This window comes from uncultured Stenotrophomonas sp., from assembly GCF_945952405.1.
In the GTDB taxonomy this organism is placed as follows: domain Bacteria; phylum Pseudomonadota; class Gammaproteobacteria; order Xanthomonadales; family Xanthomonadaceae; genus Stenotrophomonas.
In genome coordinates, this window is record NZ_CAMFIA010000007.1 from 74,577 (window position 1) to 99,028 (window position 24,452).

At 68.7% G+C, this 24,452-nt stretch carries 20 protein-coding genes; 9 read left to right on the forward strand and 11 right to left on the reverse strand.

Annotation, left to right across the window (positions count from 1 at the left end):
- Nucleotides 1–77: 77 nt before the first annotated feature.
- From Q0P60_RS09285 to Q0P60_RS09295, 3 genes are read right to left on the reverse strand one after another with little or no spacing between them, the layout of a single operon-like run.
- Nucleotides 78–1,787 carry a penicillin-binding protein 2 gene (locus Q0P60_RS09285; RefSeq protein ID WP_294991597.1) on the reverse strand — a complete coding sequence of 570 codons (1,710 nt, stop codon included), beginning with the start codon at nt 1,785–1,787 and terminating at the stop codon, nt 78–80.
- An 11-nt stretch (nt 1,788–1,798) separates the two neighbouring features.
- Entirely contained in the window at nt 1,799–2,227 is a 429-nt protein-coding gene (locus Q0P60_RS09290; RefSeq protein ID WP_294991600.1) for a hypothetical protein, read from the reverse strand.
- Complete coding sequence (locus tag Q0P60_RS09295) at nt 2,218–3,753, reverse strand: MFS transporter (RefSeq protein WP_294991603.1); 1,536 nt, start codon at nt 3,751–3,753, stop codon at nt 2,218–2,220. The genes Q0P60_RS09290 and Q0P60_RS09295 overlap by 10 nt, the downstream gene beginning before the upstream one ends.
- 108 nt (nt 3,754–3,861) lie before the next feature.
- Here Q0P60_RS09295 and Q0P60_RS09300 point away from each other — a divergent pair, with 108 nt between their 5' ends.
- Nucleotides 3,862–4,767, forward strand: a complete 906-nt coding sequence (locus Q0P60_RS09300) for a LysR substrate-binding domain-containing protein (RefSeq protein ID WP_294991606.1) — start codon at nt 3,862–3,864, stop codon at nt 4,765–4,767.
- A gap of 91 nt (nt 4,768–4,858) precedes the next feature.
- Here Q0P60_RS09300 and Q0P60_RS09305 read toward each other — a convergent pair whose 3' ends face one another.
- Nucleotides 4,859–8,221, reverse strand: a complete 3,363-nt coding sequence (locus Q0P60_RS09305) for an autotransporter domain-containing protein (RefSeq protein WP_294991609.1) — start codon at nt 8,219–8,221, stop codon at nt 4,859–4,861.
- A gap of 189 nt (nt 8,222–8,410) precedes the next feature.
- On the opposite strand from Q0P60_RS09305, the gene Q0P60_RS09310 reads away from it, so the two are divergent.
- The gene (locus tag Q0P60_RS09310; RefSeq protein ID WP_294991612.1) at nt 8,411–8,611 is read left to right on the forward strand and encodes a hypothetical protein; all 201 of its coding nucleotides are present in this window, start codon (nt 8,411–8,413) and stop codon (nt 8,609–8,611) included.
- A 122-nt stretch (nt 8,612–8,733) separates the two neighbouring features.
- Nucleotides 8,734–9,084, forward strand: coding sequence for a VOC family protein (locus Q0P60_RS09315; protein ID WP_294991615.1), 351 nt, complete (start codon nt 8,734–8,736; stop codon nt 9,082–9,084).
- Between the two features lie 15 nt (nt 9,085–9,099).
- On the opposite strand, the gene Q0P60_RS09320 is transcribed toward Q0P60_RS09315, so the two are convergent.
- The gene (locus Q0P60_RS09320; protein WP_294991618.1) at nt 9,100–9,729 is read right to left on the reverse strand and encodes a TetR/AcrR family transcriptional regulator; all 630 of its coding nucleotides are present in this window, start codon (nt 9,727–9,729) and stop codon (nt 9,100–9,102) included.
- 126 nt (nt 9,730–9,855) lie between these two features.
- On the opposite strand from Q0P60_RS09320, the gene Q0P60_RS09325 reads away from it, so the two are divergent.
- Nucleotides 9,856–11,328, forward strand: coding sequence for an MFS transporter (locus Q0P60_RS09325; protein WP_294991622.1), 1,473 nt, complete (start codon nt 9,856–9,858; stop codon nt 11,326–11,328).
- Nucleotides 11,329–11,339: 11 nt separating this feature from the next.
- On the opposite strand, the gene Q0P60_RS09330 is transcribed toward Q0P60_RS09325, so the two are convergent.
- From Q0P60_RS09330 to Q0P60_RS09345, 4 genes are all read right to left on the reverse strand, one after another.
- Nucleotides 11,340–11,654 carry a KGG domain-containing protein gene (locus tag Q0P60_RS09330; protein WP_294991625.1) on the reverse strand — a complete coding sequence of 105 codons (315 nt, stop codon included), beginning with the start codon at nt 11,652–11,654 and terminating at the stop codon, nt 11,340–11,342.
- A gap of 135 nt (nt 11,655–11,789) precedes the next feature.
- Nucleotides 11,790–12,389, reverse strand: coding sequence for a CerR family C-terminal domain-containing protein (locus Q0P60_RS09335; protein ID WP_294991628.1), 600 nt, complete (start codon nt 12,387–12,389; stop codon nt 11,790–11,792).
- A 73-nt stretch (nt 12,390–12,462) separates the two neighbouring features.
- Nucleotides 12,463–13,719 (reverse strand): M24 family metallopeptidase, encoded by a 1,257-nt coding sequence (locus Q0P60_RS09340; protein WP_294991631.1) that lies wholly within the window; start codon nt 13,717–13,719, stop codon nt 12,463–12,465.
- Nucleotides 13,720–13,849: 130 nt separating this feature from the next.
- Nucleotides 13,850–14,329, reverse strand: a complete 480-nt coding sequence (locus Q0P60_RS09345) for a MarR family transcriptional regulator (RefSeq protein WP_294991634.1) — start codon at nt 14,327–14,329, stop codon at nt 13,850–13,852.
- Between the two features lie 51 nt (nt 14,330–14,380).
- On the opposite strand from Q0P60_RS09345, the gene Q0P60_RS09350 reads away from it, so the two are divergent.
- The 3 genes from Q0P60_RS09350 to Q0P60_RS09360 all read left to right on the forward strand — a co-directional run bounded on the left by Q0P60_RS09350 (nt 14,381) and on the right by Q0P60_RS09360 (nt 19,026).
- Nucleotides 14,381–15,292: a S41 family peptidase gene (locus tag Q0P60_RS09350; RefSeq protein WP_294991637.1), complete on the forward strand. Its 912-nt coding sequence runs from the start codon at nt 14,381–14,383 to the stop codon at nt 15,290–15,292.
- A 98-nt stretch (nt 15,293–15,390) separates the two neighbouring features.
- Nucleotides 15,391–16,284, forward strand: a complete 894-nt coding sequence (locus tag Q0P60_RS09355) for an NAD(P)-dependent oxidoreductase (protein ID WP_294991641.1) — start codon at nt 15,391–15,393, stop codon at nt 16,282–16,284.
- Between the two features lie 210 nt (nt 16,285–16,494).
- Nucleotides 16,495–19,026: a methyl-accepting chemotaxis protein gene (locus tag Q0P60_RS09360; RefSeq protein ID WP_294991644.1), complete on the forward strand. Its 2,532-nt coding sequence runs from the start codon at nt 16,495–16,497 to the stop codon at nt 19,024–19,026.
- Between the two features lie 95 nt (nt 19,027–19,121).
- Here Q0P60_RS09360 and Q0P60_RS09365 read toward each other — a convergent pair whose 3' ends face one another.
- A complete protein-coding gene (locus Q0P60_RS09365; protein WP_294991647.1) occupies nt 19,122–19,508 on the reverse strand; it encodes a DUF2628 domain-containing protein in 387 nt (128 codons plus the stop codon).
- A gap of 216 nt (nt 19,509–19,724) precedes the next feature.
- Here Q0P60_RS09365 and Q0P60_RS09370 point away from each other — a divergent pair, with 216 nt between their 5' ends.
- A complete protein-coding gene (locus tag Q0P60_RS09370; RefSeq protein ID WP_294991650.1) occupies nt 19,725–19,895 on the forward strand; it encodes a hypothetical protein in 171 nt (56 codons plus the stop codon).
- A 60-nt stretch (nt 19,896–19,955) separates the two neighbouring features.
- Here the strand turns inward: Q0P60_RS09370 and Q0P60_RS09375 are convergent, their stop codons facing one another.
- Nucleotides 19,956–22,001 (reverse strand): TonB-dependent receptor, encoded by a 2,046-nt coding sequence (locus Q0P60_RS09375; RefSeq protein WP_294991653.1) that lies wholly within the window; start codon nt 21,999–22,001, stop codon nt 19,956–19,958.
- A 493-nt stretch (nt 22,002–22,494) separates the two neighbouring features.
- Between Q0P60_RS09375 and mdoH the strand changes: the two genes are divergently transcribed.
- Complete coding sequence (gene mdoH, locus Q0P60_RS09380) at nt 22,495–24,420, forward strand: glucans biosynthesis glucosyltransferase MdoH (RefSeq protein ID WP_294991656.1); 1,926 nt, start codon at nt 22,495–22,497, stop codon at nt 24,418–24,420.
- Nucleotides 24,421–24,452 lie beyond the last annotated feature (32 nt).

A 24,452-nucleotide genomic window follows, 5' to 3' on the forward strand; every position in this document is an offset into this window, starting at 1 on the left:
GCGGCGGTCCACTCCCCGGGGCCGCCACGGCCGGAGCAGCGTGCTGCTCCGGCCATCTTTGCGGACGCGTCCAGGGCTCAAGGCGGCGCATCCGGTGGGATCTCCTGCAGGTGCAGCATGCGCCCGACCAGTTCGCTGAAGATCGGGGCGGCAACGGCGCCGCCGCCGTAGCCGCCCCGGCGGCCGTCGGGATCATCCACCACCACGGCAATCGCATAGCGTGGATGCTGCGCCGGTACCAGTCCCGCGAACAGTGACATGTAGCGGCGCGCATAGCCGCCCGCCACCGCCTTGCGTGCAGTCCCCGTTTTCCCGGCGAGGGTGTAGCCGGTGATGCGGGCACGGGTGGCGGTGCCGCCTGCTTCGCTGGTGGTGGCCAGCATCGCCATCACCTGCCGCGCGACATCTGCAGGCATCGCACGCATCACCGGGGTTGCGCGATCGCGTTCGAACGTGGGCTGTACGCGCAAGCCATCGTTGGCCAGGGTCGCGTAGGCATTGGCCAGCTGCAGCGTGGTCATCGACAGGCCATAGCCGTAGGCCAGGGTCTGCTTGCTGGTACCACTCCAGGCGGCGGGGTCGGCCAGTACGCCATCGCGCTCGCCGGGAAATCCGCTGCCGCTGGCCTGTCCGGCGCCCAGCGCGGCCAGCATCGCGTGCAGCTGTTCCCGGCTCAGGCGCCTGGATATCAGCGAGATGCCGACGTTGGAACTCTTCTTCAGGACCTGGGTGGTATCCAGCACGCCCAGATCGCGGTAGTCGCGGGTAGTGAAGCGCCCATTGCGGATCCAGCCCGGATGCGTATCGAAGGTGCTGCCCGCGCTGATCACGCCCGCCGCGAGCGCTGCGGCCACGGTGAATGGCTTCACCGTGCTGCCCGGCTCGAACACATCGGTGACCGCGCGGTTGCGGTGCGCGTCGGCAGCGCCGGCGCCGGGCAGATTGTTGTTGTAGCTGGGCCAGTTGGCCATTGCCAGGATCTGGCCGCTGCCGACTTCCAGCACCACGATGCTGGCGGCGGCAGCGCCATGGCGTTGCACCGCGGCTCCGAGCCCGGCATGCAGGGCGTGCTGCATGCGGCTGTCCAGTGACAGCCTGATGTCCTCGCCGGCCTGTGCGGGGCGGCCACGGTCGCGCAGCTCCACCGGGCGGCCCTTGCGATCAATGATCACGTCCCGGTAGCCGGCCCGCCCTGCCAGGCGCACGTCGAACAGGCGTTCCAGCCCTTCAACGCCGTGGCCTTCGATATCGGTGACGCCGACGATCTGCGCGAACATGTCCGACTGTGGATAGAACCGCTTGAATTCCTGCTGCACATGGACCCCGGCCGGGGCCCGGGCGTGCAGGGCTTCGATGCGGGCCGGATCGCCACGGCGGAAGCCGGGCAGGTAGACGAAGCGTCGCTGCCGGTTGCGCGCCAGCAGCCCGGCCAGCTGCGTCGCGTCGGTGTCCAGGGCCGACGCGAGCTGCTCGACCGACCCGGAGGCATCGAAGAAGGCCTTGGGATCGATCCACAGCGAGGCCACCGGTGCCGATCCTGCAACGACGACACCCTGGCGGTCATACAGGGTGCCGCGATGCGCACGCAACGGATGGTGGCGCAGCATCCGCGCTTCTGCCTGGTGCAGGTAGAAGGCGCGGTGGACGATCTGGACGTCAGCGGCGCGGGCCAGCAGCAGCCCGGCCAGGATGGCCAGCGTGGCGCAGGCAAGGCGATAGCGGCAGCGGAAATCGTGGGTACGCGTGCGGCGTGGCGACACCCTGTTGTGGTGCATGCGGCTGGGCATCAACGCTGCTGCTACAGCGGTTGCCCGGCGATGTAGGCCAGCAGCGAGGACGCGCTGTCGATCACACGGGCATGGCTGCGGCCGTCCGCCGCGCCCATGCAGGCGATCTCGGCATCCCGCAATGCGCTCAGCCGGTCCTGCAGGGCCGGATCGGGTTCGGCGCTGCGGTAGGTCGTGGTGTAGCCGGCATCCAGCAGCGGCTGCACCTGCACCGGATGACTGCGATGCTGGTCGCGCAGGGTGCGATCGATCCGCGCGACATCGCAGGAGGCGATGGCGTTGAAGGCGTACTCCCAGGCCACGGCATGGGCCATGCCCCTGTCGATCTGGTTGAGCAGTTCCCCGCGTGGCAACGGCGTGGGCGCAGCGGCGGGTGTCGCCCAGCTGGGTGTCGCCAGCAGGGTGAGCAGGAGCAGGTTCAGGGCGCGGTTCAATCGCATGTCTGGGATTCCGGGTGATGCGGGAGGACGGCGGCGGTGGCGGCGGGGCGGGTGCGGCCCAGCAGCATCACCGCCAGGCTGGCCAGCAGCGCGGCGCAGGCCGAGGTCCACAGCGCGCTGGCGAATCCATGGCTGTAGATCACCCGCGCGAACGTGGCGGCGTGGGCATCGGCATAGGTGCCGGCGGCGATCGCATCGGCCATCGGCAACACGTCATGCGGGGGAACCGCAGCGGACAGCGATCTGCGGATACCCAGGCTCAACGCGCTGGACAGCGCGGTGAATCCGAGCAGGATGCCGACGAAGCGGGTGGTCGCGCTGATGCCGGAGGCCATGCCGGCACGCTCGCGGGGGGCGGTACCGATGATGGCCTTTGACGTCTCGCCATTGAGCAGGCCGCCACCGGCGCCGATCACCACCATCGCGGCCAGCGCCAGCCACGGCAGCTGGCACCACGCGGCGAGCCCGGCGACGGCATTGCCTGCGGCCGTGACCGACAGCCCGATCGCAAGCACCGCCGGGCTGCTCAGGCGGCGACCCAGGCGGCGGCCGACACCGGGAAACAGCAGCATCGCCGCGGCGAACGGCAGCATGCCGGCGCCCGCAGCCAGCACGCTGAGCCCGATGCCGTTCTGCAGGTACTGCGGCAGCATCGAGGCCATCACCTGCGCACTGACCGAGTAGCCGACCATGGCAATGAGCGCACCGACGAAACGCGGATTGGCCAGCAGCCCGAGGTCGACCATCGGATGTGGCCGGGTGCGTTCAACAACGACGAAGGCTGCAGCCATGACGGCGGCCAGGCCCAGCCCGGTCAGCGCCGGCGCCGACGACCATCCCAGCGCGAGTCCTTCCACCAGGAACAACACGATGCCGAAGATGGCCGCACTGAAGGTGACGATGCCGGGCGGATCGAGCGGGCGGACCACGCTGTCGGACGACTCGGGTATCCAGCGCAGCGTGCCGTAGCCGAGCAGGGCGAGGAACGGCAGTATCGCGATGAACACCGCGCGCCACCCCCAGAGCGCGGACAGCAGGCCGCCGATCAGCGGTGACAGCACCATCATCACGCCCATGGCAGTGCCCCAGAACGCCCATGCGGTGTCCTTGGCGATGCCCTGGTGATAGGTGTGCCCGATGATCGACAGCGAAGGTGCCAGCAGGAACGCCGCGCCGACGCCCTGCAGCGCTCTTGCCAGGTAGAGCAGGGCGGCGCCCGGTGCCAGCGCGCACAGCAGGGAGGTGAGTGCGAACAGGGCGATGCCGATCAACAGCACGCGGCGGCGGCCGTAGCGGTCGGCGACGGCACCGGCCGGAAGCAGCAGCGAGGTGAAGGACAGGATGTAGGCACTGACCACCCATTCGACATCCGCGAAGCCGGCGTGCAGGTCACGCGCGATGCCAGGCAGTGCCACCGCGACGGCATTGGTCTCCAGCACGGTCATCGTGCAGCCCAGCGAGGCCACCAGCAGGATCGCGTCGGGCCATCGGCGCCGCGCGTGGGAAGGAAGGGGGGAGGGCGGCACCGGTCACTCGCAGGCAGGGGAATGACGGGCATTGCAGCAACGATCGGTGTTTGTTTCATTCTCGGTGTTTTCTGGTTACGTTAGGTTGAACCTAACGAATCACCGCCCATGGAACGCCGTCACCTGGAGTACTTCGTCACCCTGGCCGAGGAGCTGCACTTCGGTCGCGCGGCGCTGCGCCTCGGCATCGCCACGCCTACCTTGAGCGTGCAGATCCAGGACATCGAGCGCCGGCTCGGAACCCGCCTGTTCGATCGCGGGCGCCGCGAAGTGCTGCTCACCTCCGCCGGCGAGGTGTTCCTGGCGGAGTCACGCGATGTGCTGCGCCGCTTCGCGCAGGCCGAAACCGTGGGCCGACGCGCGGGCCGCGGCGAGATCGGCAAGATCGAGATCGGCTACGTCGGTTCGGCGCTGTACGCGGGCGCGTTGCAGGATCAGCTCAGCCGGTTCCGCAGCCGCTATCCAGGGGTGGACCTGCAGGTGAGCGAGTGGCCGATGGGCGTGCTGCCGCAACTGCTGCAGGAGGGGCGGGTGGACGTGGTGTTCTGCCGCCCGCCGATGGACGTGCCCGACAGCTTCGGCGAACACACCCTGGTCGAGGACCAGTTCTGCGTCGCGCTGCCGGAGACCCATCCGCTCGCGCATCGGCGGGCTCCGGTGCAACCGGCCTCGCTGGCGAGGGAAGGCTTCGTCATGCCGGAGCAGCCTGCGGGTGCGATGGAGGTCGGGCGGCGGGGTGGCTTCATCCCGCGCATCCGCTCCCAGCCCGGTCACCTTGCAGCGGTGCTGGCCGAGGTCTCGGTGGGCGTGGGCTCGGTGGCGATCGTGCCTTCCGTGCTGCAACGCACCCTGGTGTTGCCCGGCATGATCTACCTGCCACTGGCCGGCCCCACCATCGTCTCGACCATTGCGGTGCACTACCGGCGGGCCGAAACCTCACCGGTGGTACGGCGGCTGATCGAACAGGTGAAGGAGACGCCATGCCGGCGCATCGAGATGCTGCCGCTGTCCTGATTCGCCCGCAGGTGCAGCGCACAGGCGGGTCCGGTGGCCATAAAAAAGGGGCGGCCATCGGGCCGCCCCAAACCGTCAAGCGAACACGGGCCTAGAAGCGGATCGACCAGCGCGCGTTGGCGCCGTGGTCACGGCTCTCGCTGCCGAACTGGCCGCTGTAGCCCAGCTCCAGCTGCTGCCGCGGGGTCAACCAGGCCGACAGGCCCAGCTCGGCCACCACGGCGTTGTCGGCGATGGGGGCACCTTCCACGGCGAACGACGTGGTGCCGCCGGCGAAGGCCAGGTTGGCCACCTGGTTGCGGTCGCCCGAGGCGCGCCGATAGCCCAGGCCACCCCGCAGGTGCAGCCAGCTGTCCTGCTGGAAGGCCGCCTTCAGGCCCTTGTCGAAGCGCACGCCGGCGGTGGCGAGCGTGGTGCCGGTATCGTCCACCCTGCCGTGCAGGGCAGCGGCGCCGCCGCGCTCGTTGATCTGCTTCACATCGACGTCCACCCGTGCCACCTGCAGGTAGGGTTCGATGCTGGCTTCCACGCCACCAAAGCGGTAGCCCGCTTCGATGAAGGCTTGGCGGGTGTGCGCGTTGTAGCGCGCGCTGAGGCTGTCAGTGAAGCCGGCAAAGACGACGTCGCGGGTGCTGCTCACCTTGTGCCTGCTCCACGCGACGCCACCGCGCAGGCCGAAGCCACCCCAGCTGTGGCTGGCATAGGCGCCGAAGTGGGTGTTGTCGATCTTGGACTTGGCGCGGCGTTCCTGCTGCTTCACATCGGTGCGACCGGCGCCGGCCAGCACGCCGACCTGCCAGCCGGAGAACTCGCGGTCGAAGCCGAGCAGCATGCCGTTGCTGTTGGCCTCGGTGCGCGCGGTATTGGCATTTCCATCCAGCCTGTTGTTGCCACCGAGCGCCTGCACCCATGCACCGCTGGCATCGCCTGCCCCGGTACCCGGTGCGGCGCTGCCGGCACGCCGCGACAGGGCAGCATCGCGCAGTGCGCGGCTGCCCTCGACCAGGGCCAGCGCGGTGGCCGCATGCAGCTCGCCACCGAGGCCGTCGAGCACGGCGCCAACCTGCTGCGGGAACAGCTGGGTCAGCGGCTTGGGCAGGCCCTGGTCGATCGCCAGCGCGTCGGCGGCGGTGGCCACCGCGCGCTGGTTCGGCGTGCTGGCCGCACTGGCCAGCGTGGCACCGCGGGCCACGTCGATGCGGGTGCCATTGGTGGTGTAGGCAAGGCTGAACTGCAGGAACGGCGAGAACGCACTGAAGTCGGCCTTGGCGAACTGGCCGCTGATGCCACCGTCGGCGCGGATGAAGTTGAACTGCTCGCCGAGGTAGTAGGTGCCCGGCTCCGGCAGTGCGAGCAGGGTGCCGCCAAGGGTGGCGGTACCGGTGACGTGCAGCTGGTCACTGCGACCGCCCGGCGCGAGTTCGGCGGCATAGACGCCGGTTGCGCCCTGCACATAGTTGCCGTTGATGGTCAGCGTGCCGATCGAGTTGCCGGGTGCGATGGTGCCGTCGACGCGGGTGCTGCCCAGCGTACCAACACCCTTCAGCAGGCCGTTGGCGCCGACCGTGGTGGTGCCGCCGGTCTGCGTGCCGTTGAAGGACAGCACGCCGCCGATGACGCTCAGGTTGCTGTCCTTCAGCACGCCGGTGGCGCTGACGGTGCTTGTGCCGCCGGTGGTGGTCAGTGCGGTGGTGACCAGGCTGCCGTTGAGCAGGAACTGCCCACCCTGCACCTCGACCGCCGAGCTGAGCGCATTGGCGCCGTTCAACTCCAGCGTGCCTTCGTGCAGCACGGCGCCGTTGAAGCTGTTGTTGCCGCTCAGCCGCAGCCAGCCGATGCCGGCCTTGGTCAGCTTGCCGGGGCCGCCGATGTCATTGGTCCAGTCATCCCAGGCATCGCCCTGCCACACCTTCAGGCCACCGGCCTTCTGGTTCATCACCACGCGGGTGTCCACCCGCAGCGATCCATACCCTTCGATCGCCTTGCGCAGGTCGACCATGCCCCAGCCGTAGACCGGGTCGATGCCGGCGGCACCAAGGTCGCGCGCGGTGGTCAGCAGCACATCGCGCACCTGCGCGTTGTCGAGGTAGGGGAAGCGCTCGATCAACAGGCCGAGCGCGCCGGTGATGTGCGGCGCCGCCATCGACGTGCCAGTCTTGAGGCCGTAACCGTACTCGGGTGTCTCGCTGTCGATCAGCAGTCGCACGTGATCGGGGGTCTTTTCCAGCCGTCCCAGGATCTGGCCGGAGATGATGGTGCTGGCGATGTCGGTGCCAGGCGCCGAGATGCACCAGTTGGCGGCTGCGCCACAGATGCTGGAACTGTCGTCGATCACGTAGTCGGTCTCGCCGGCGGCGCGATCGGGTTGACGGACATTGGCCACGGCCAGCCAGTACGGTTCGATCTCCGGCTTCCAGCGTGGCAATGCGGCGGTGATGCCGGCGACGGCGCCGCTGCCGTTGCCGGCCGACCAGACCTGGATCAGCTGCGAGGCGGGCGCGCCGGCACGGTCTTCGTAGATGCTTCCGTACACGCCGTAGCCATCACCGATTGCCGCGTACTGCGCATCGAGTGCGGCGACCGTCATGTTGCGGGTCGAGATGCCCCAGCTGTGATTGATGGCACGCACGCCCTGTGCCTGCAGCTGTGCGTACATGTCGAGCGTGGCGGCGTCGTCAGGATCGGTGCGTTCGACCAGCTTGCGACGGTAATAGTTGTCCGGGTCCAGCCGCCAGGTGTAGTAGGCGTCGCCGAACACGCGCGCTGCAGTGAGGTCGGCACCGAAGGCAACGCCATGCATGCCGGTTCCGTTGCGGTTGGCGCCGATAGTGCCCAGCACGTGGGTGCCGTGGTCGGCGTAGCTGAAGCCGTTGTCCACGCCCAGCCCGATCAGGCGGGTCACTTCGGATGCGCGGATTCCACTGTCGAAATCGGTGTACTGGTAGCCCGGCTGATCGCCCTGGGTCTGGCTGCAGGCACCGCTTCCACCGACGGTGCCGGGTGATGCACAGGCGGGGCCGATGGTGATGCTGGAGGTATTGCGGCCGGCAAATTCGGGGTGGGCCAATGCGGAACCGGTGTCGAACAACGCCAGGCGGACCCCCTGGCCGGTCAGCCCGCGTGCATAGGCGTAGTCGGCGCCCATCGCACCCAGGCCCCAGTCTGCATTGAATTCATCGCTGCGCCAGCTGGCCGCATCGCCCGGCCGACCAAGCAGGCCGGGCTCGTTCGCCGCAGCCGTGCTGGCCGGCGCCGCGCTGGACACGACCACGCTGGGCTGTGCCCAGGCCGCCTGCAGCCGGCGCTGCTGTTGCCAGGTGTCGACGGGTTCGCTGGCCATGGCCGGCAGCGCAGTGGCGAGCAGCACTGAACAGGTGACTGCCAACGCCAAGCGGTTGTGCAGCGGCGAGCGGGAGCGGGAATGGGACGAACGGCCGTACAGCGGGTGATTCATCGGGCAACTTCCTTGAGTGACGGACATCAAAGGCCGTTAACCCCGCAGCAGGCGGATCACCCCCAGTGGTGTGAAGGAAATTTTGTGAACAGGTTAAGCGTTGGTGACAGCTGCGTTCACTCCGTCTCCCGGTCGCCCCGCTACCGTGAGCCGGCCTGGGCTCACCAGGCTTATCAAGGAGTGATGGTGATGCGCGTAATCAGGAAAGTGATCGCAGGGGCGCTGTTTGCATTGGCATGCACCGGCTCGGTGGCGGTGGCAGGACCGGTCGAGCCCTGCGACAAGCCGTGCTGGCGGGCCTACCAGATGTGCCTGGCCAGCGGTGCCGATGCAGGCGAATGCCAGCAGGCCTACAACACCTGCGTGGTCGACCTGTGCATGGGGGGGTGAGTCGCGCTGAGTGAGCTGCGCGTGATCCAGGAGCCCCGTCATCGACGGGGCTCTTCTGTTGAGGCATTGCTGCGAACGACGATGCGGTAGTCTCGACGGGTGTTCGGGAGAGAAGCACTGCCATGGCCGTCAAGCGCGTTGTTGCCAACATTGCCACGCCGGATCCGCAGCGGGCTGCGGCCTTCTATGCAGACCTGCTGGGCATGCCGGTGGTGATGGACCATGGTTGGATCGTGACCCACGGCGGGCAGGGCACTGCGCTGGCGCAGGTCAGCTTCGCCAGCGAGGGAGGCTCAGGCACCGCCGTGCCGGACCTGTCGATTGAAGTGGACGACCTGCAGCAGGTGCTGGAGCGCATGCGTGCGGCCGGCATCGCGTTGGAGTACGGCCCGACCGACGAGCCGTGGGGCGTGCGCCGCTTCTTCGTGCGCGATCCGTTCGGACGGCTGTTGAACATCCTCGCCCATGCCTGAGCGGCGGCCTGGAGCTCAGCGGCGTTTGCCGTTGCCCACCGGCGCAACCTGCACGCCGACCATGCGCAGGCAAGCATCCACCACGGCGGCAATGAAGGCATCGGCGTCCTGCGCGGGCGAGGCGATCAGGTCGTCGGTGGCACCGTGCACGCCGGCATAGATCAGCGAGGCGGTGACCTGCGGAGCCGGCAGCTGCCACTGACCGGTGCTGATGCCGGCCTCGAGAATGTCCAGCAGCTGCTGCTGGATCGCATTGCGCTCGGCATTGCCGCGTTGCTGGTGGTGATGGTTGGCATAGACCACATCGTGCAGGGCGTGCGACTGCACGTAGAGCTCGATGTTGGCGCGGATCCACGCGCGCAGGCGTGCCACGCCATCATTGCCGGGCTGCTGCTGCACGGCGCGGTCGACGTCCTGCATGAAGCGCCGGGTGTAGCGCTGCGCCAGTGCCTGCAGGATCTCGCTGCGCGAGGCGAAATAGGTATAGAAGGTGCCCTTGGCGACGTCGGCCGCAGCGACGATGTCGCTGATGGTGGTGGCTTCCACGCCCTGCGCCAGGAACAGCGCCTGCGCTGCATCCATCAGTTCTTCCTGGCGGGTTTCCGCAGGCTTGGTGCGAGGCCTGGCGACAGCTGGGGTCTGCATGGTGGGCAAGGTCCGGGTGCGACGAGCGCCATTCTAGCGGGCCTCAGGCATTGACTGACCGCCAGTCATTGACCGACGGTCAGTCAGTGGCTACGATGCGCCCACATCCTCCCCCGGGATCCCTGCATGCAGCGCTTCCAACGGCCGGCCCTGGTGCTGGCGGCCTACCTCGGCACCTTTCTCGCCTCGCTGGACATCAGCATCGTCAACGTGGCGCTGCCGACCCTGCAGCAGGCGCTGCGGACCGACATGGCCGGGCTGCAGTGGGTGATCAATGCCTATGCGATCGCACTGTCGGCGTTGATGCTGTCAGCCGGTCCGCTCGGTGATCGCTACGGCCATCGGCGGATGTGGCTGCTCAGCGTGGCCACCTTCACCCTGGGGTCGCTGCTGTGTGCCTGCGCCGGCAACCTGTGGACCCTGGTCGCAGGGCGGGCGGTGCAGGGCGTTGCCGGTGCGCTGCTGATTCCCAGCGCGATGCCGATTCTCAGCCACGCGTTTCCCGAGCCGCATCAACGTGCACGCGTGATCGGTGGCTGGTCGGCGTTCAGTGCGCTGGCGCTGGTACTCGGCCCACTGCTGGGGGGGGTGCTGGTGCAGCGCGTGGGTTGGCCCAGCATCTTCCTGATCAACCTGCCGCTGGGCATGCTCGCGCTGGCGCTCGGCGCCTGGGGCATTCCCGAGCGGCGGCATCCGCAGCATGCAGCCCTGGACCCGGCCGGGCAGGTGCTCAGCATCGTCGCACTGGGCGCGCTCAGCTATGCCCTCATCGCGATCGGCGAACACGGCCTGCGGGCGCCGGTGACCCTGCTGGCGCTGGGCATTGCCGGCGCCGGGATGGTCCTGTTCGGCATCGTCGAACAGCGCGTGGCACGCCCACTGCTGCCCTTGGACCTGTTTGTAGACCGCCGCTTCGGCATGCTCAACCTGGCCTCGTTCGTACTTGGATTCACCGCTTACGCGAGCCTGTTCTTCCTGTCGTTGTTCTTCCAGCAGGCGCAGGGGTACGGCGCTGCACGGGCGGGGTCACAGCTGGTTCCGCAGTTCGTGTTGATGGGTGCGGTCTCGTTGCTGTTCGGTCGCCTGGTCGTGCGCGTGGGGCTGCACGTGGCGCTGGTGTCGGGCTACGTGCTGGCGGGCGTTGCGCTGTGCGCGATGGCCACGTTCGAGCCGGCCACCGTGCGCGGATACAGCAGCGTGCTGCTGATGCTGCTCGGTATCGGAATGGGCCTGGCGGTGCCGGCGACCGGCATGGCGGTCATGGCCAGCGTACCGGCTGAGCGTGCTGGCATTGCATCGGCCACCATGAATGCCCTGCGCCAGGCGGGCATGAGCGTGGGAATCGCATTGCTGGGCAGCCTGATGAGCCTGCGCGCGGTGCAGCAGTTCGCCGCATCCGCGCACGCGGCGGGGCAACCGGGACTGGCCGCACAGGCGCGCGGGGTGATCCTGCAACCGGCCTCGGCAGAGCTCGCGCCGCAGGTGCTGGCCTGGTACCGCAGCGCGATGGCCAGCGGCTTCGGCTGGGCCATGGCGGCGGCCGGTGCGCTGGCGCTGCTCGCGGCCGTGGGCCTGCATCGGCAGCGCCTTGCGGCCTGACCGCGCTGCCTTCATCCCTGCTGGCGTTGCCGCGGCTCTACGCTGTGCTGTTCCGCGCTACCCTCGTTCTGCTGTGCCTGCTGCTGCCGCGCATTGGCGTGGCGTGCATGGCCGCCTTCGCGGCCAATCGCCGCCATGTGCTGGCGATTGCGGCTGATCGCTTCGCCGCCCTTGCGACCTGCGATGCGTGCCTCGGCAGGGCTGAACTCATGGGCGTTGCCGGATGCATGCGCGGCGCGCCCGCCCTTGGCGGCGATCGCGCGCTGTTTGTCCTCGTCCATTGAGGCGAAGCCCCGGGTGGAGCGCTGGGGAGTCTGGTCAGGCATGTGCGGTCTCCTGCTGTATGGACGTGGTCGTCATCAACGACAACGCCCATGCTTGGGCATTGCGCGCTAAGTCCAGGTCGCCATCCGTGCCGCAGTCTTCACGTGGCCTGCGCACAGGCCTGACCGCACGGCCATTCAGGCGGGCGCCGCCGCCGCCGCGGCCAGCGCCATGCCACTGACGACCGCGGCGATGGTCTCTGCATCCGCCGCGGCGGCGTCTTCGCCCAGCCGTGCCCGCAGTGCACCGTGGGAGACCGCGAAGACGATCGCCTGGCCGAGCAGGGCGTGGGTGCGCAGCAGCGTCTCGACGCTGGCGGAGCCGGCGTCGGCGCCGCGCAGGCAGGCCACGCAGCGCGCCAGCGCGTCATGCAGCGGTTCGAACAACACGCGATGGGTGGTGCCGAACGCGGCCGTCGGCTGGATCTGCTCGCGTGCCAGCAGCAGCGTGCGCGGTCCTGCGTCCGGTACCGACAGCAGTGCGATGACGAATGCGCGCATCAACTGCTGCAGCTGCCGCGCGGCCTGCTGCACATCGTTGGGAGGTGTCGCCGGCAACGGCAGCCGATCGGCGATGGCCTGCGCGCCACGCTCCAGTACCGCGGCATACAGCTCCCGCTTGCCGCCGAAGTGATAGGGAATGGCTGACTGGCTGCAGCCGGCGATGTCCACCAGCTGGCGGGTGCGCACGCCGTCCACGCCGAGTGCGCTGAACAACTGCAGCCCGGCCTGCAGCAACCGCGCCCGGGTCTGTGCGCTGCGTGTCTCGGCGGCGCGCTACCGCGCCGGTGTCTGCAGATGGGCGATGGACTCAGGCATCGGCCTGCATCAGCCAGGTTGAGTTTTCATTGAGCGCATCACCCGCCTGTTCGCCGACGATGACGGTTCCGCCGATGTTGGCCATGTGCCGGCCGAACGCACAGTTGGGCTCGAAGGCGAAGCACATGCCCGCCTGCAGCGGCAGCTCGCGCCCCACCGTCGGCAACGGCGCGATGTGGGCATAGCGCGCGGCTTCCGGCAATGCCTCGATGCCGGGCGCACGACCGAAGCCGACCGGGCCATACGGGTTCAGGCTGTGCACCAGCGGGTGCACGTGCCAGCCACCCGCTTCCAGCAGCGGCGCCTCCATCGCGTCGACGACATCGCCGAAGGTATTGCCCACGCGCAGGGCGGACAGGCCCGCCTCGTAGCTGGCCCGTGCCACGGCGGCGGCGCGGTGGATGTCATCGTGCACCTCGCCGATCGCAACGGCCGCCTGGTGCTGGGTTTCCATCAGCCCATACAGCGCGAAGATCTCCGAAAGGACCAGATCGCCTTCGCGCAGGATGCGCGGCGGCTGTGCGCGGTACTGCCACGCCGGCGGCCCCCAGCCCACGTACTCCGGGCCCGAGCCGAGCAGTACTTCGGCGGTGTAGCCGCCCAGCGAGAAACAGGTGGCGGTCACCGTGGCGATCAGCTCGGCCTCGGACACGCCCGGACGGGCAGTGGCGCGCAGTGCCTCGCTCATCGATTCACCGATCCACGCCGCATGCGCGATCAGCGCCTGCTCTTCCCGGCTCTTTACCGAGGCACGCTGGAAGAAGGCGCGGTAGACCGGTATGAATTCCGCCGCAGGCACGGCGGCCTGCATGCCCTGCAGGGTGCGCGCGGGCAGTGCGCCATCGAAGTAGAACGGCGGGTAGGGTTCCAGCCCCAGCACGCCGATGCGTGCCGCGTGCAGGCCGCACCGCTGCAGCCAGCGGCCGACCTCCTGGCCTGATTTGCCTACCCACAGCTGCTCCGGCGCGATCCATTGCAGGTCGCCGCGCAGGCCGGCCTGCAGGTGGTCGGCGATCATCAGCGAGGCAAAGGTGAATACACGCGGGATGGCATCACCGACGAACACCACGATCGAGCCGGGGCGGTCATTGGTGAAGTAGCAGTCGGGCGAGAAGCCCGCCGGCGCCGCCGCTTCGCGGTCGCCGTGCACGACCAGTGCATCGAGCCGCTCGCTGGCCATGATGTCGCGGGCCACCGCCCAGCGGCGGTCGCGCTCGGCCAGGCTGAGCGGGGCAGGGGGTGTGCGCATGGGAAGGCTCCAAGGGGAAGGAGCGCGCAGGCTCGATCACGCAATTGAATGAATCAACCGCTTGAATCGGTGTTGGCCTGCGCCTGCAGCAGATGCAGCGGAAGCCGGCGTTTGCGCACGCGCAAGCGGATCAGTCGCGGTCGTGCTGCGCTGCCGACGCGTCCTGCAGGCGCTGCGCGAACGTGCGCTGCTCAAGCGCCTGCAATGCCTGGCGCAGGACCTGTTGCAGCGGCTGCCCGAGGTCGGCATCCAGGCTGCGCGCGGCGCGCGCGGTGGCTTGCCACTGCGCCTGCAGCGCCGGCAGGGCCTGCAACGCTCGCGGGCTCAGCTGCAGGATGCGCTCGCGGCTGTCTTCGCCGGTGGCGGCATGCAGCCAGCCGTCGCGCACCATCGCCGCCACCGTCTGGCTGAGCGCCGAATGGCTGAGCCCGCAGGCGTGGGCCAGATCCTTGATGCGGCACGGCCCCCGCGCCATCAGCGTGCGCAGCACCGGGGTGTAGCGTGGCCGATAATCCAGCTGAAGGTCCCGGTAGGCCAGCTCGACCGCCGGGTCGAGCTGGTCGAGCAGGGCGCGCAGCAGGGTTCCCAGGGTGGCGTGTTGGAGATCCATGTGCGTGATGATATATAAGCCCTTACATATCTTCAATGAAGGGGGACGCTCATGCTGGCTGCGTGGATGCTGGGCGGGCTGCTGGCGGCGTCCTGCCCGGCTCAGGACGCCGTGCTGCAGGCCGCCGCCACGGCGATACAGGCGCAGTACCTGGACGTGACCGAAGGCGCCCGCATTGCCGAAACGCTGCGCGGCTGGTCGCGCCAGCAGCGCTACGCGGACAGCTGCGCGGACCCGAAGGCGTTCAGCGCGCGCCTGAACCAGGACCTGGATGTATTCGATGGCCATTTCCATGTGGAACGGGTCGATGCCAGCGCCGGCCAGGACGATTGGCTGATGGCCTGGCGCGCGGATGCCCGCGGCACGGCGGCGGGCGTGCGTGAGGTGCGGGTGCTGGAGGGCAACATCGGCTACCTGCGGTTGAGCACCTTCTATCCGCTCGACCTGGCCCGGCCAAAGCTGGCGGCAGCGTTCAGCCTGCTGGCCGATACCGATGGGCTGGTACTGGACCTGCGCCAGAACGGCGGCGGCGACGATGGCAGTGCGGATCTGCTGGTACGCACGCTGCTGGAACCCGCCATCACCGAGGTCCAGGCACTGCAGCAGCGCGGACGGCGTACCCCGGTGGCGCTGCCGCCGCCGAGCCTGCCGCTGTACCTGCAGCCGCTGGTGGTGCTGATCGACCGCCGCACCGGTTCGGCGGCCGAGTACGTGGCCTACTCGCTGCAGTCGCTCGGCCGTGCGCGTATCGTCGGCAGCCGCAGCGGCGGCGCCGCGCACCTGTTCGATGATCCTGTGCTGCTGCCCGATGGCTATCAGATCAGCATCCCGGACCGGCAGCCGATCAACCTGCGCACCGGCGGCAACTGGGAGCGGACCGGTGTCATGCCTGATACACCGGGCGGCGACGATCCGTTGTTCATCGCACGGCAACTGCTGGCCGCGATGAAGTCGTCGCGATGAATGCACATTTGCCGGGAGGCGCTATCGCAGATGCGCGGCGGCATGCCTAGAATCGAGGCATCCCGGTAGTTCCCGGGCGCTTCGAGTGAATGGACTCAATGAAGATTCTGTTGACCGGCAGTTCCGGGCGGATCGGGCGCGCGATCTTCGGTGCGTTGGCGGCTGCCCATGAAGTGGTGGGGCTGGACCGCAGCCCGTTTGCCACCACGCGCATCATTGCCGATGTCACCGATCGCCAGGCCGTGGAGCGCGCCATGCGCGGCGTCGATGCGGTGATCCATACCGCCGCCCTGCACGCCCCGCATGTTGGCCTGGTGCCGGATGCGGTGTTCCAGCAGATCAACGTGGAGGCCACCGCACAGCTGCTGCAGGCAGCGCGCGAGGCCGGCGCGCGGCGCTTTGTGCTGACCAGCACCACCGCGCTGTACGGCCACGCGGTGGTGGCCGGCGGTTGCCGCTGGATCGACGAGGACACCGAACCCTTGCCGCGTACGGTCTATCACCGCACCAAGCTGCAGGCCGAGGCCCTGGCTGAAGCGGCAGCGACAGCCGAGTTCAGCGTGCGCGTGCTGCGCATGGGCCGCTGCTTCCCGGAGCCGCCCGAGCGCATGGCGATGTTCCGCCTGCACCGTGGCATCGATGCGCGGGATGTGGCCAGCGCGCATGCCGCGCTGCTGCTTGACGCGGGTGCGGCGTTCGCTCGCTACATCGCCTGTGCGCCGACGCCGTTCCGGCGCGAGGACTGCCTGGAACTGGCCACGCAGCCACGCCACGTGCTGGCCCGGCGCGTGCCGCAGCTGCTGGCCGAGTTCGAGCGCCGCGGTTGGCCGCTTCCGCTGAGCGTCGACCGTGTCTACGACAGCGCCCGCCTGCGCAGCGAGCTGGGATGGCAGCCGCGCTTCGGTCCGGACGACGTGCTGCAGCAGTACGCCGCGGGCAGCATCGAAGTGCTGCCGCGGGCGGAATGGATCAAGGACCGCGTGGCCGAATAGGGCGCGGCCGGGCTGGGTGGCTGACTCGACCCTGAGCGTGTTCAGGAATGTGTAGACGGGTCGCCTCAACCTCGCTGGCGGGCGGCCGCTAACCCGGTGCGCTTCCAGCGCCGGGCGCGACCCGGCCGCCGGTGGCCTGCGCGACGGATCGCGCGCCTGCGCGGTGCCCTCGCGGTGCCGGTCGTCCTGAACTGCCTTGCGGACCCTCCCATGCCTTCTTCCCGTTCCGCCGCTGCCCGCCGTCCGGGCAGCATCGCCCACAAGCTGATGCTGGGCACCGCCGTGATCGCGCTCCTGTGCTTCGGCCTGACCGCGTTCCTGATCTACCGCCAGGCCAGCGCCAGCCTGATCAATGCTTCGCGCCAGACCATGACCAGCGAAGCCAATGCCGAGGCGCGCCAGGTCGCGGCGGATCTGGGCACCGCTTTCGCCAGCAACGATGCAATGGTCGAAGCGGTGCTTGCCCAGCGCGCCCGTGGCGACGTGCCGGATCGCGCCAGCCTGGCGGCAGTGCTCGGCGAACAGCTGCGCACCCATCCGGAATGGCTGGGCAAGAGCACCATGTGGGAGGCCGACGCGTTCGACGGCAAGGACGCTGCGTTCGTCAACACCGAGGCGCACGACGCCACCGGCCGCTACATGAGCTACTGGGCCTGGCAGGACGGCAAGCCGCAGCAGTCGCCGATGACCGACTACACCGAGACCGCCAACGGGTCCGGTGACTGGTACATGGTGCCCAGCCGCGACAAGCTGCCCAAGGTCAGCGAACCCTACGCCTATGACATTGGTGGCCAGCAGGTGCTGATGAGCACGCTGAGCACGCCGATCATCGAGAACGGCAGGTTCCTGGGCGTGTTCACCGTCGACTTCTCGCTGGCAGCCCTGCAGAAGCACCTGGCCACGCTGAAGCCGATGGGGGCCGGCCGCGTCGAGCTGCTCTCGCCCAAGGGCGTGGTGCTGGCGTCGGCCAATCCCGCCGAAATCGGCAAGCCGCGCAGCGACGCGCTGACCCGCAGCATGCTGGCCGATATCGCTGCGGACCGCCGCTTCGAGGCCTTCACCCCGGATGCCGCCGGCAATGTGCGCGTGTACGTGCCGTTGCGCGTGGGCGATGCCCCGCAGCGCTTCGCGCTGGGCGTGGTGATGCCGCATGCGGTGATCGTTGCCGAAGCGCGCCAGCTGCTGTGGCTGACCCTGCTGGTCGGCGTGGTGGCCGCGCTGACCCTCAGTGCCGGCGTGTATGTGCTGCTGCGGCGGTTGGCGATCCGCCCGCTGGCCGAAGCGGTGCGGGTGGCCGGTGACGTCGCCGCCGGCAAGCTGGACAGCACCCTGCCGGCGCGCAGCAATGATGAAGTGGGTCGCCTGCTGGAGGCGATGCAGGGCATGCGCGGACAGCTGCAGGCGGTGATGGCCGCACAGGCCGAGATGGCGCGCCGGCATGATGCCGGCGAGCTCAGCTACCGCATGGATGCGGCCGCGTTCCCGGGCGAGTACGGCCGCATGGTGGCCGACAGCAACCAGCTGGTGGCCTCCAGCAATGCCGTCACCCAGCGCCTGGTGGAGGTGATGCAGCGCTATGCCGTGGGCGACCTCAGCGTGGACATGGAAGCGCTGCCGGGCGAGAAGGCGGTGTTCACCGCCGCGATGGCCACCACCAAGAACAACCTGGGCGCGATCAACGAGCAGATCCAGCAGCTGGCCGCCGCCGCGGCTGCCGGTGATTTCGCCGTGCGTGGCGATGCGCTGCACTTCGACCACGACTTCCGCCGCATGGTGGAGACGCTCAACACCATGATGCAGGTCAGCGACCACAACCTGGCCGAGCTGTCGACGCTGCTGCGCGCGATTGCCGCTGGCGACCTCAGCCTGCGCATGCAGGGCGACTTCCACGGCGTGTTCGCGGTGATGCGCGACGATGCCAACAGCACGGTGCAGCAGCTGACGTCGATCGTCGGCCAGATCCAGCAGTCGGCGGCCAGCATCCGCCTGGCCGCCGGCGAGATCGCTGCCGGCAACAGCGATCTCTCGCGTCGCACCGAACAGCAGGCCGCGAACCTGGAAGAGACCGCGGCGTCGATGGAGGAACTGACCTCCACCGTGCGCCAGAACGCCGACCACGCGCTGCAGGCCAATACCCTGGCCGGCTCTGCCGCCGGCGTCGCCAGCGAAGGCGGGCAGGTGGTCAGCCAGGTGGTGCAGACCATGGAGCAGATTGAAGCGTCCTCGCAGCGCATTGCCGAGATCATTTCGGTGATCGACGGCATTGCCTTCCAGACCAACATCCTGGCGCTGAACGCCGCGGTCGAGGCGGCCCGTGCCGGCGAGCAGGGCCGCGGCTTCGCCGTGGTCGCCAGCGAAGTGCGCGCGCTGGCACAGCGCTCGGCCGGTGCGGCCAAGGAAATCAAGGAGCTGATCGACGCCTCGGTGGCACAGGTGGGTGCCGGTGCCCAGCTGGTGCACGGCGCCGGCCGCACCATGCAGGAGATCGTCGGCCAGGTGGGCCGGGTCAATGAAATCATGGCCGAGATCTCGGCGGCATCGCGCGAGCAGTCGGCCGGCATCGAGCAGGTCAACCAGACCGTGGTGCAGATGGACGAAACCACCCAGCAGAACGCCGCGCTGGTCGAAGAGGCCAGTGCCGCTGCGCGGGCAATGGAAGAGCAGGCCGAACAGCTGGCGGTGGCGGTTTCGCGCTTCCGCCTGCAGGCCGGGCCGCAGGCCGTGGCACGCCGCGCTGCCTGAGCCTGCACCTGCGCAGATGACAACGCCCGGCCAAGGCCGGGCGTTGTCATTGCGGGCCACGACCGTGCCGGGTCAGGCCCGGCAGCGCGGAGGGTTCAGAACATGCCTTCGAAGGGGTTCCAGCTGGCCTTGCCCTTCACCTGTTCCAGGTAATAGCTGTAGTTGGTGCTGGAGGCGACCAGGAAGTTCAGGGCGATGAGCACTGCGCGCGCCACTACGTCCGGCAGGAACAGGGTGACGATGGCCAGTGCGAAGGTGATGCCGACTACTACCAGGGCCTTGCGCCACATGCCCAGGATCAGCAGGTAGATGAAGCCGAAGAAGAAGGCGAAGAAGTTGATGTTGACCTTCAGGCGATCGCCGAAGGACAGCGCCTTCCAGGCCTGCTTGAACCCGGGCTCCTTGGGAGCGCCGTGCTGCTGGAAGAAGGTGAAGCGGAACTGCCACTTCGGGCTGAAGCGGGAGAGATCGATGGCATTCATGGGCGGATACGTCCTTGTGGGAAAACGGTTACATGGTATCGGCCGGACGGTTCAGGGGGCCAGTCCCAAGCGTCAAAAATGTGACGCCGAGGGCGGTGTGGAGCTGCGGCCGGGCGCCGCACCGTCACCCATCCGCCTTGTTTTTAGGATAGGGTGCGCAGTTCCGCTGCCGCCCCAGCTGAATCCGTGCGGTGGCGGGATGTCCATGGAGGTTGCATGACCACACCTGCTACACCGGAAAACGCACCGGGACCGGTGCTCCTGCCGACACCTGAAGTGGTGCAGGCACAACAACTGCTCGCACGCCAGCAACTGGCGGTGGCGATGGACCGTGCGCGCACGGCCGCCACGCGGAACGCGGCACCGGCCGCGCTGGAAAGCGAGTAACCCGCAACACCGCCGATCGCGCTGGCCTGTCGCCAGCGCGATCGCGGCGCGCGCCGCGGCTCAGAAGCGCGCGGTCATGCTCATGAAGTAGCTGCGCCCGGCCACGAAGTAGTCGGTGGAGCCTTCGGCATACAGCTTCTTGTCGGCCAGGTTGCTGACGCCGCCGCGCAGGGTCAGGACCTCGTTGACGTTCCACGCAGCGGTCAGGTCATACAGGGTGTAGGCCTTGAGGAAGGTCGTGGCGGTACCGGTCTGCTTGCCGGTGTACTGCGCCGACAGGCTGCTGGAGAATGCCGTGCCGGGGGTCCAGTCCAGCGACGAGTAGCCGGAGAATTCCGGCGTATCGATCAGGTTGCGGCCGGTGGTCAGGTTCTTGGCTTCCTTCATCCAGGTCGCCGAGGTGCGCCAGCGCCAGTGCTCGCCGAAACGGACGTTGAAGTTGCCTTCCATGCCGCTGGTGCGTGCGCGCTGCACGTTGCTCATGCGCGTCCACCAGATGCCGTTGAACCGGCCCAGCGGCGCGTACTCGATCTTGTTCCTGAAGTCGGTATGGAAGTAGGTCAGGCCGGTGTCGATCCGCTCGTTGTCGAAGCTGATGCCGATCTCGCGGTTGGTGCTGGTCTCCGGATCCAGGTCCGGGTTGCCGGCCATGTAGCAGCCGCCGCGGGTGTAGCCCAGCGGGATCAGCGAGGTGCAGCCGCGGCCGCCGGACTGGGTGGCCGCGCTGGGCGAGTTCTCGGTCAGGCTGGGCGCGCGGAAGCCCTTGGAGACGCCACCGCGGATCGTCCATTGTTCGGCCGGATGCCAGACCAGGTAGGCACGGGGGCTGACGTGGCTGCCGAACTTTTCATGGTGGTCCAGGCGCGCACCGACGGTCAGCGCCAGGGTACGGTGCAGCTTCAGTTCGTCCTCGACGAACAGCGCCCAGGTATCGACCTGCAGCGTGGAGCCGTTGACCGCATTGCCGGCATAGTCGATCGGGGCCTGGCCGATGATGTCGGTGTTGGTCAGTTCCTGGCGCTTCCATTGGCCGCCCACCGCGAACTGGTGCTCGACGCCAAGGGTGAACGGGGTGGTCAGGCTGCCTTCGATGATCGTATCGGTGGCCTCGGAGCGGCCGGTGGCGCCGATGTCGTTCTTGTACTCGGTCCAGTACGCGCTGAGCTTGGAGTTGCCGAAGCGCCACTTGCCATCGTGGTTGAGCGCGAGCGAGCTGCGCTTGAGTTCGCTGGCACCCCAGGCAGCTTCGTCCTGCTTTTCCAGCGAGGCATCGATGAAGGCCTGCTGCACGCCGTGGCCGGCTTCCAGCGACAGCTCCTGCGCGTCGCTGAGCTTCCACTGCAGCAGTGCGTCGACATTGCGGTCCTTCTCGCCGGCATAGGCGTTGCCATAGACGCCGCCGTTGGAGCGGTCCGAATCGCGGCGCGTGCTGTTGGCGCCGATGCGCAGGCCGAAGCGCTCGCCGAGCGGGCCGGAGAACGTCGCACCGATCTGCTGGGTGTCGCCGCGCTTGCTGTCGCCGGGGCGGGTGTAGCTGTGGGTGGCGCTGCCGTTCCATTCATCACCGATGCGCCGGGTGATGATGTTGATCACCCCGCCCATGGCGTCCGAGCCATACAGCGAGGACATCGGCCCGCGCACCACTTCGATGCGCTCGATCTGGTCCGGTGCGATCCAGTTGAGGTCCTGGCGGCCGAGATCGGGCCGGTAGTTGGTCGAGGCCGAACTGCCCATGCGCTTGCCGTCCACCAGCACCAGCGTGTAGTTGGACGGCATGCCGCGCAGCTTGATCTTGGACTGCTCACCGGCAGCGCTGAGGCCGCCGGTGACGCCGGGGACGCGGCTGAGCAGGGTGGCCAGGTCGTGCACCGGCTGGCGCTCGATGTCCTCGCGGCTGATCACGCTGATGCTGGCCGGCGCGTCCTTGATCCATTGCTGGTTGCCCGAGGCGGTGACCACCACGGTGTCCAGATCCTTGGTGGAGGCGTCGGCACTGGCCTCGGCGGCGGCCAGGCCGGGCAGGGCGAGCAGGCAGGCGGTGGCCAGGGCAGTGGCCAGGCGGGTGCGCGGCAGGCGCGCGGAAACGGAACGGGACGGCAGGGACATGACGGCTTCCATGAAGGGAGGAGGGACCCGTTGGAAGCAGCAGGCGCAGGCAGACAGCAGGCAGCCCCCCTTCCGTGGGTCGTCGGCGCGCGGTGCGGACCGGCGCAGCTGGGTGGGTCTGGGCCGTCCGGGAGACGGCGACCTGCCTGGTTAATGGAATGATAACTGTTCGCGTTTGTTACGATCCAGTACCTGTCGAGATGTGGTGACATCCCGATTGCCGGCGGGTCGTCGCCTGCTGTTTGCTGAATGGGGACAAATCCCGGCGTAGACCTTCGCACCCGGCTTACATCCGGCACCCTAGACTGGGCCGCATTTTCGATTCCGCCCCGTTGGAGATCGTGTGGGTTCCGGTAGTGACAGACATCGACTGTGCGGCCAAGGGCCGGCACAGCCAGGACAAGTGCGGGCGCCGGGAAGGCGCGCCGGGAACCTTCGTGCATGCAGCCCGGCCGGGACGGCCGGCCGTGCCGACCGTGGGGAGTAGGCGCTGATGGGGGGGCAAACCATCCACGCGGAAGCGGAAGCGCCCCGGCTCGACGCCGGCTGGACGCTGCTGCCTGACGAATCGCCACTGCAGATGCCCGAGCAGACCCTGCGCCAGGGTCAGCTGAAGGTCCGCCGGCACCGTACCTCGCCGCGCCTGATCGGCCTGCGCCGGCTGTACATCTTTGGCGGCACGCTGGGCATGACCGCCATCGCCACCCGGATGATGTGGCGGGTGCTGTCGGCCAATGGCATCAGCGTGCTCGAGGCCTGCCTGCTGGTGCTGTTCGTCGGCCTGTTCGCCTGGATCGCGCTGTCCTTCGCCAGCGCCCTGGCCGGCTTCCTGACCGCCGTGTTCGATCGTGGCTACCGCCTCGGCATCGACCCGGACAAGCCGCTGCCGACCGTGCACAGCCGCACCGCGCTGCTGATGCCGACCTACAACGAAGACCCGCGCCGCCTGCTGGCTGGCCTGCAGGCGATCTACGAATCGGTGGCGGCCACCGGCCAGCTGGATCGCTTCGACTTCTTCGTGCTCAGCGATACCCGCCGCGAGGACATCGCGCACGCCGAGGAGCAGGTCTTCGCCGAGCTGCGCGAGCGCGTGCCGGATGGCCAGGCGCGGCTGTTCTACCGTCGTCGTGGCGACAACACCGGGCGCAAGGCCGGCAACATCGCCGACTGGGTGCGCCGCTTCGGCGGTGCCTATCCGCAGATGCTGATCCTGGACGCCGACAGCCTGATGACCGGCGACAGCATCGTGCGCCTGGTCGCCGGCATGGAACACAACGCCGATGTCGGCCTGATCCAGACGCTGCCCTCGGTGATCGGTGGCCGCACCCTGTTCGCGCGCATGCAGCAGTTCGGTGGCCGCGTGTACGGGCCGGTGATCGCCCGCGGCGTAGCCTGGTGGCACGGCGCCGAGAGCAACTACTGGGGCCACAACGCGATCATCCGCACCCGTGCGTTTGCCGATCACGCCGGCCTGCCGGCGCTGCCGGGTCGCAAGCCATTCGGTGGCCACGTGCTCAGCCACGATTTCGTCGAAGCGGCGCTGATGCGCCGGGGCGGCTGGGCCGCGCACATGGTGCCGTACCTCGGTGGCAGCTACGAGGAAGGCCCGCCGACCCTCACCGACCTGCTGGTGCGCGACCGCCGCTGGTGCCAGGGCAACCTGCAGCACGGCAAGGTGGTCGGCAGCCGCGGTCTGCACTGGATCAGCCGCACGCACATGCTGATCGGCATCGGCCACTACTTCACTGCGCCGATGTGGGCGATGCTGATGCTGATCGGCATCGCCATTCCGCTGTTCCAGGGCGGCATCGACTTCAACGCCCTGCTGCACCTGTCCCCCAGCGTGTACTGGCGCGCCCAGGACGAGGAGCAGGTGGTGCGCCTGTTCGCCGCCACCATGGCGGTGCTGCTGCTGCCCAAGGTACTCGGCTACCTGGCCATGCTGCTGGATCCGGTTGACCGCCGTGGTTGCGGTGGCGCGATCCGCGCCTTCGTTTCGATGCTGGTGGAGACCGTGCTGGCCGCGCTGATGGCACCGGTGGTGATGTACGTGCAGTCGCGCGGCGTGGCCGAAGTGTTGTCCGGGCGTGACTCGGGCTGGGATGCACAGCAGCGCGACGACGGCGGCATCTCCTGGCTGGCATTGATCCGCGGCTACGGTGGCCTGGGTGTGTTCGGTGCCTTCATGGGCCTGCTGGCCTGGGCGGTATCGCCGTCGCTGGCGGCCTGGATGGCGCCGGTGGTGATCGGCATGGTGCTGGCGGTGCCGGTGGTGGCGCTGACCTCCTCGCGTGGCCCGGGTGCCTTCCTGCACCGCCTCGGCCTGCTCGACATCCCCGAGGAGAACATCCCGCCGCCGGTGCTGGTACGCGCCGCGCAGCTGCGAAGGGAAGCGGCCGAGCAACCGCCGCTGTACTGATCGCCCCGCGCCAGCGGCATAATGCGGCTCGA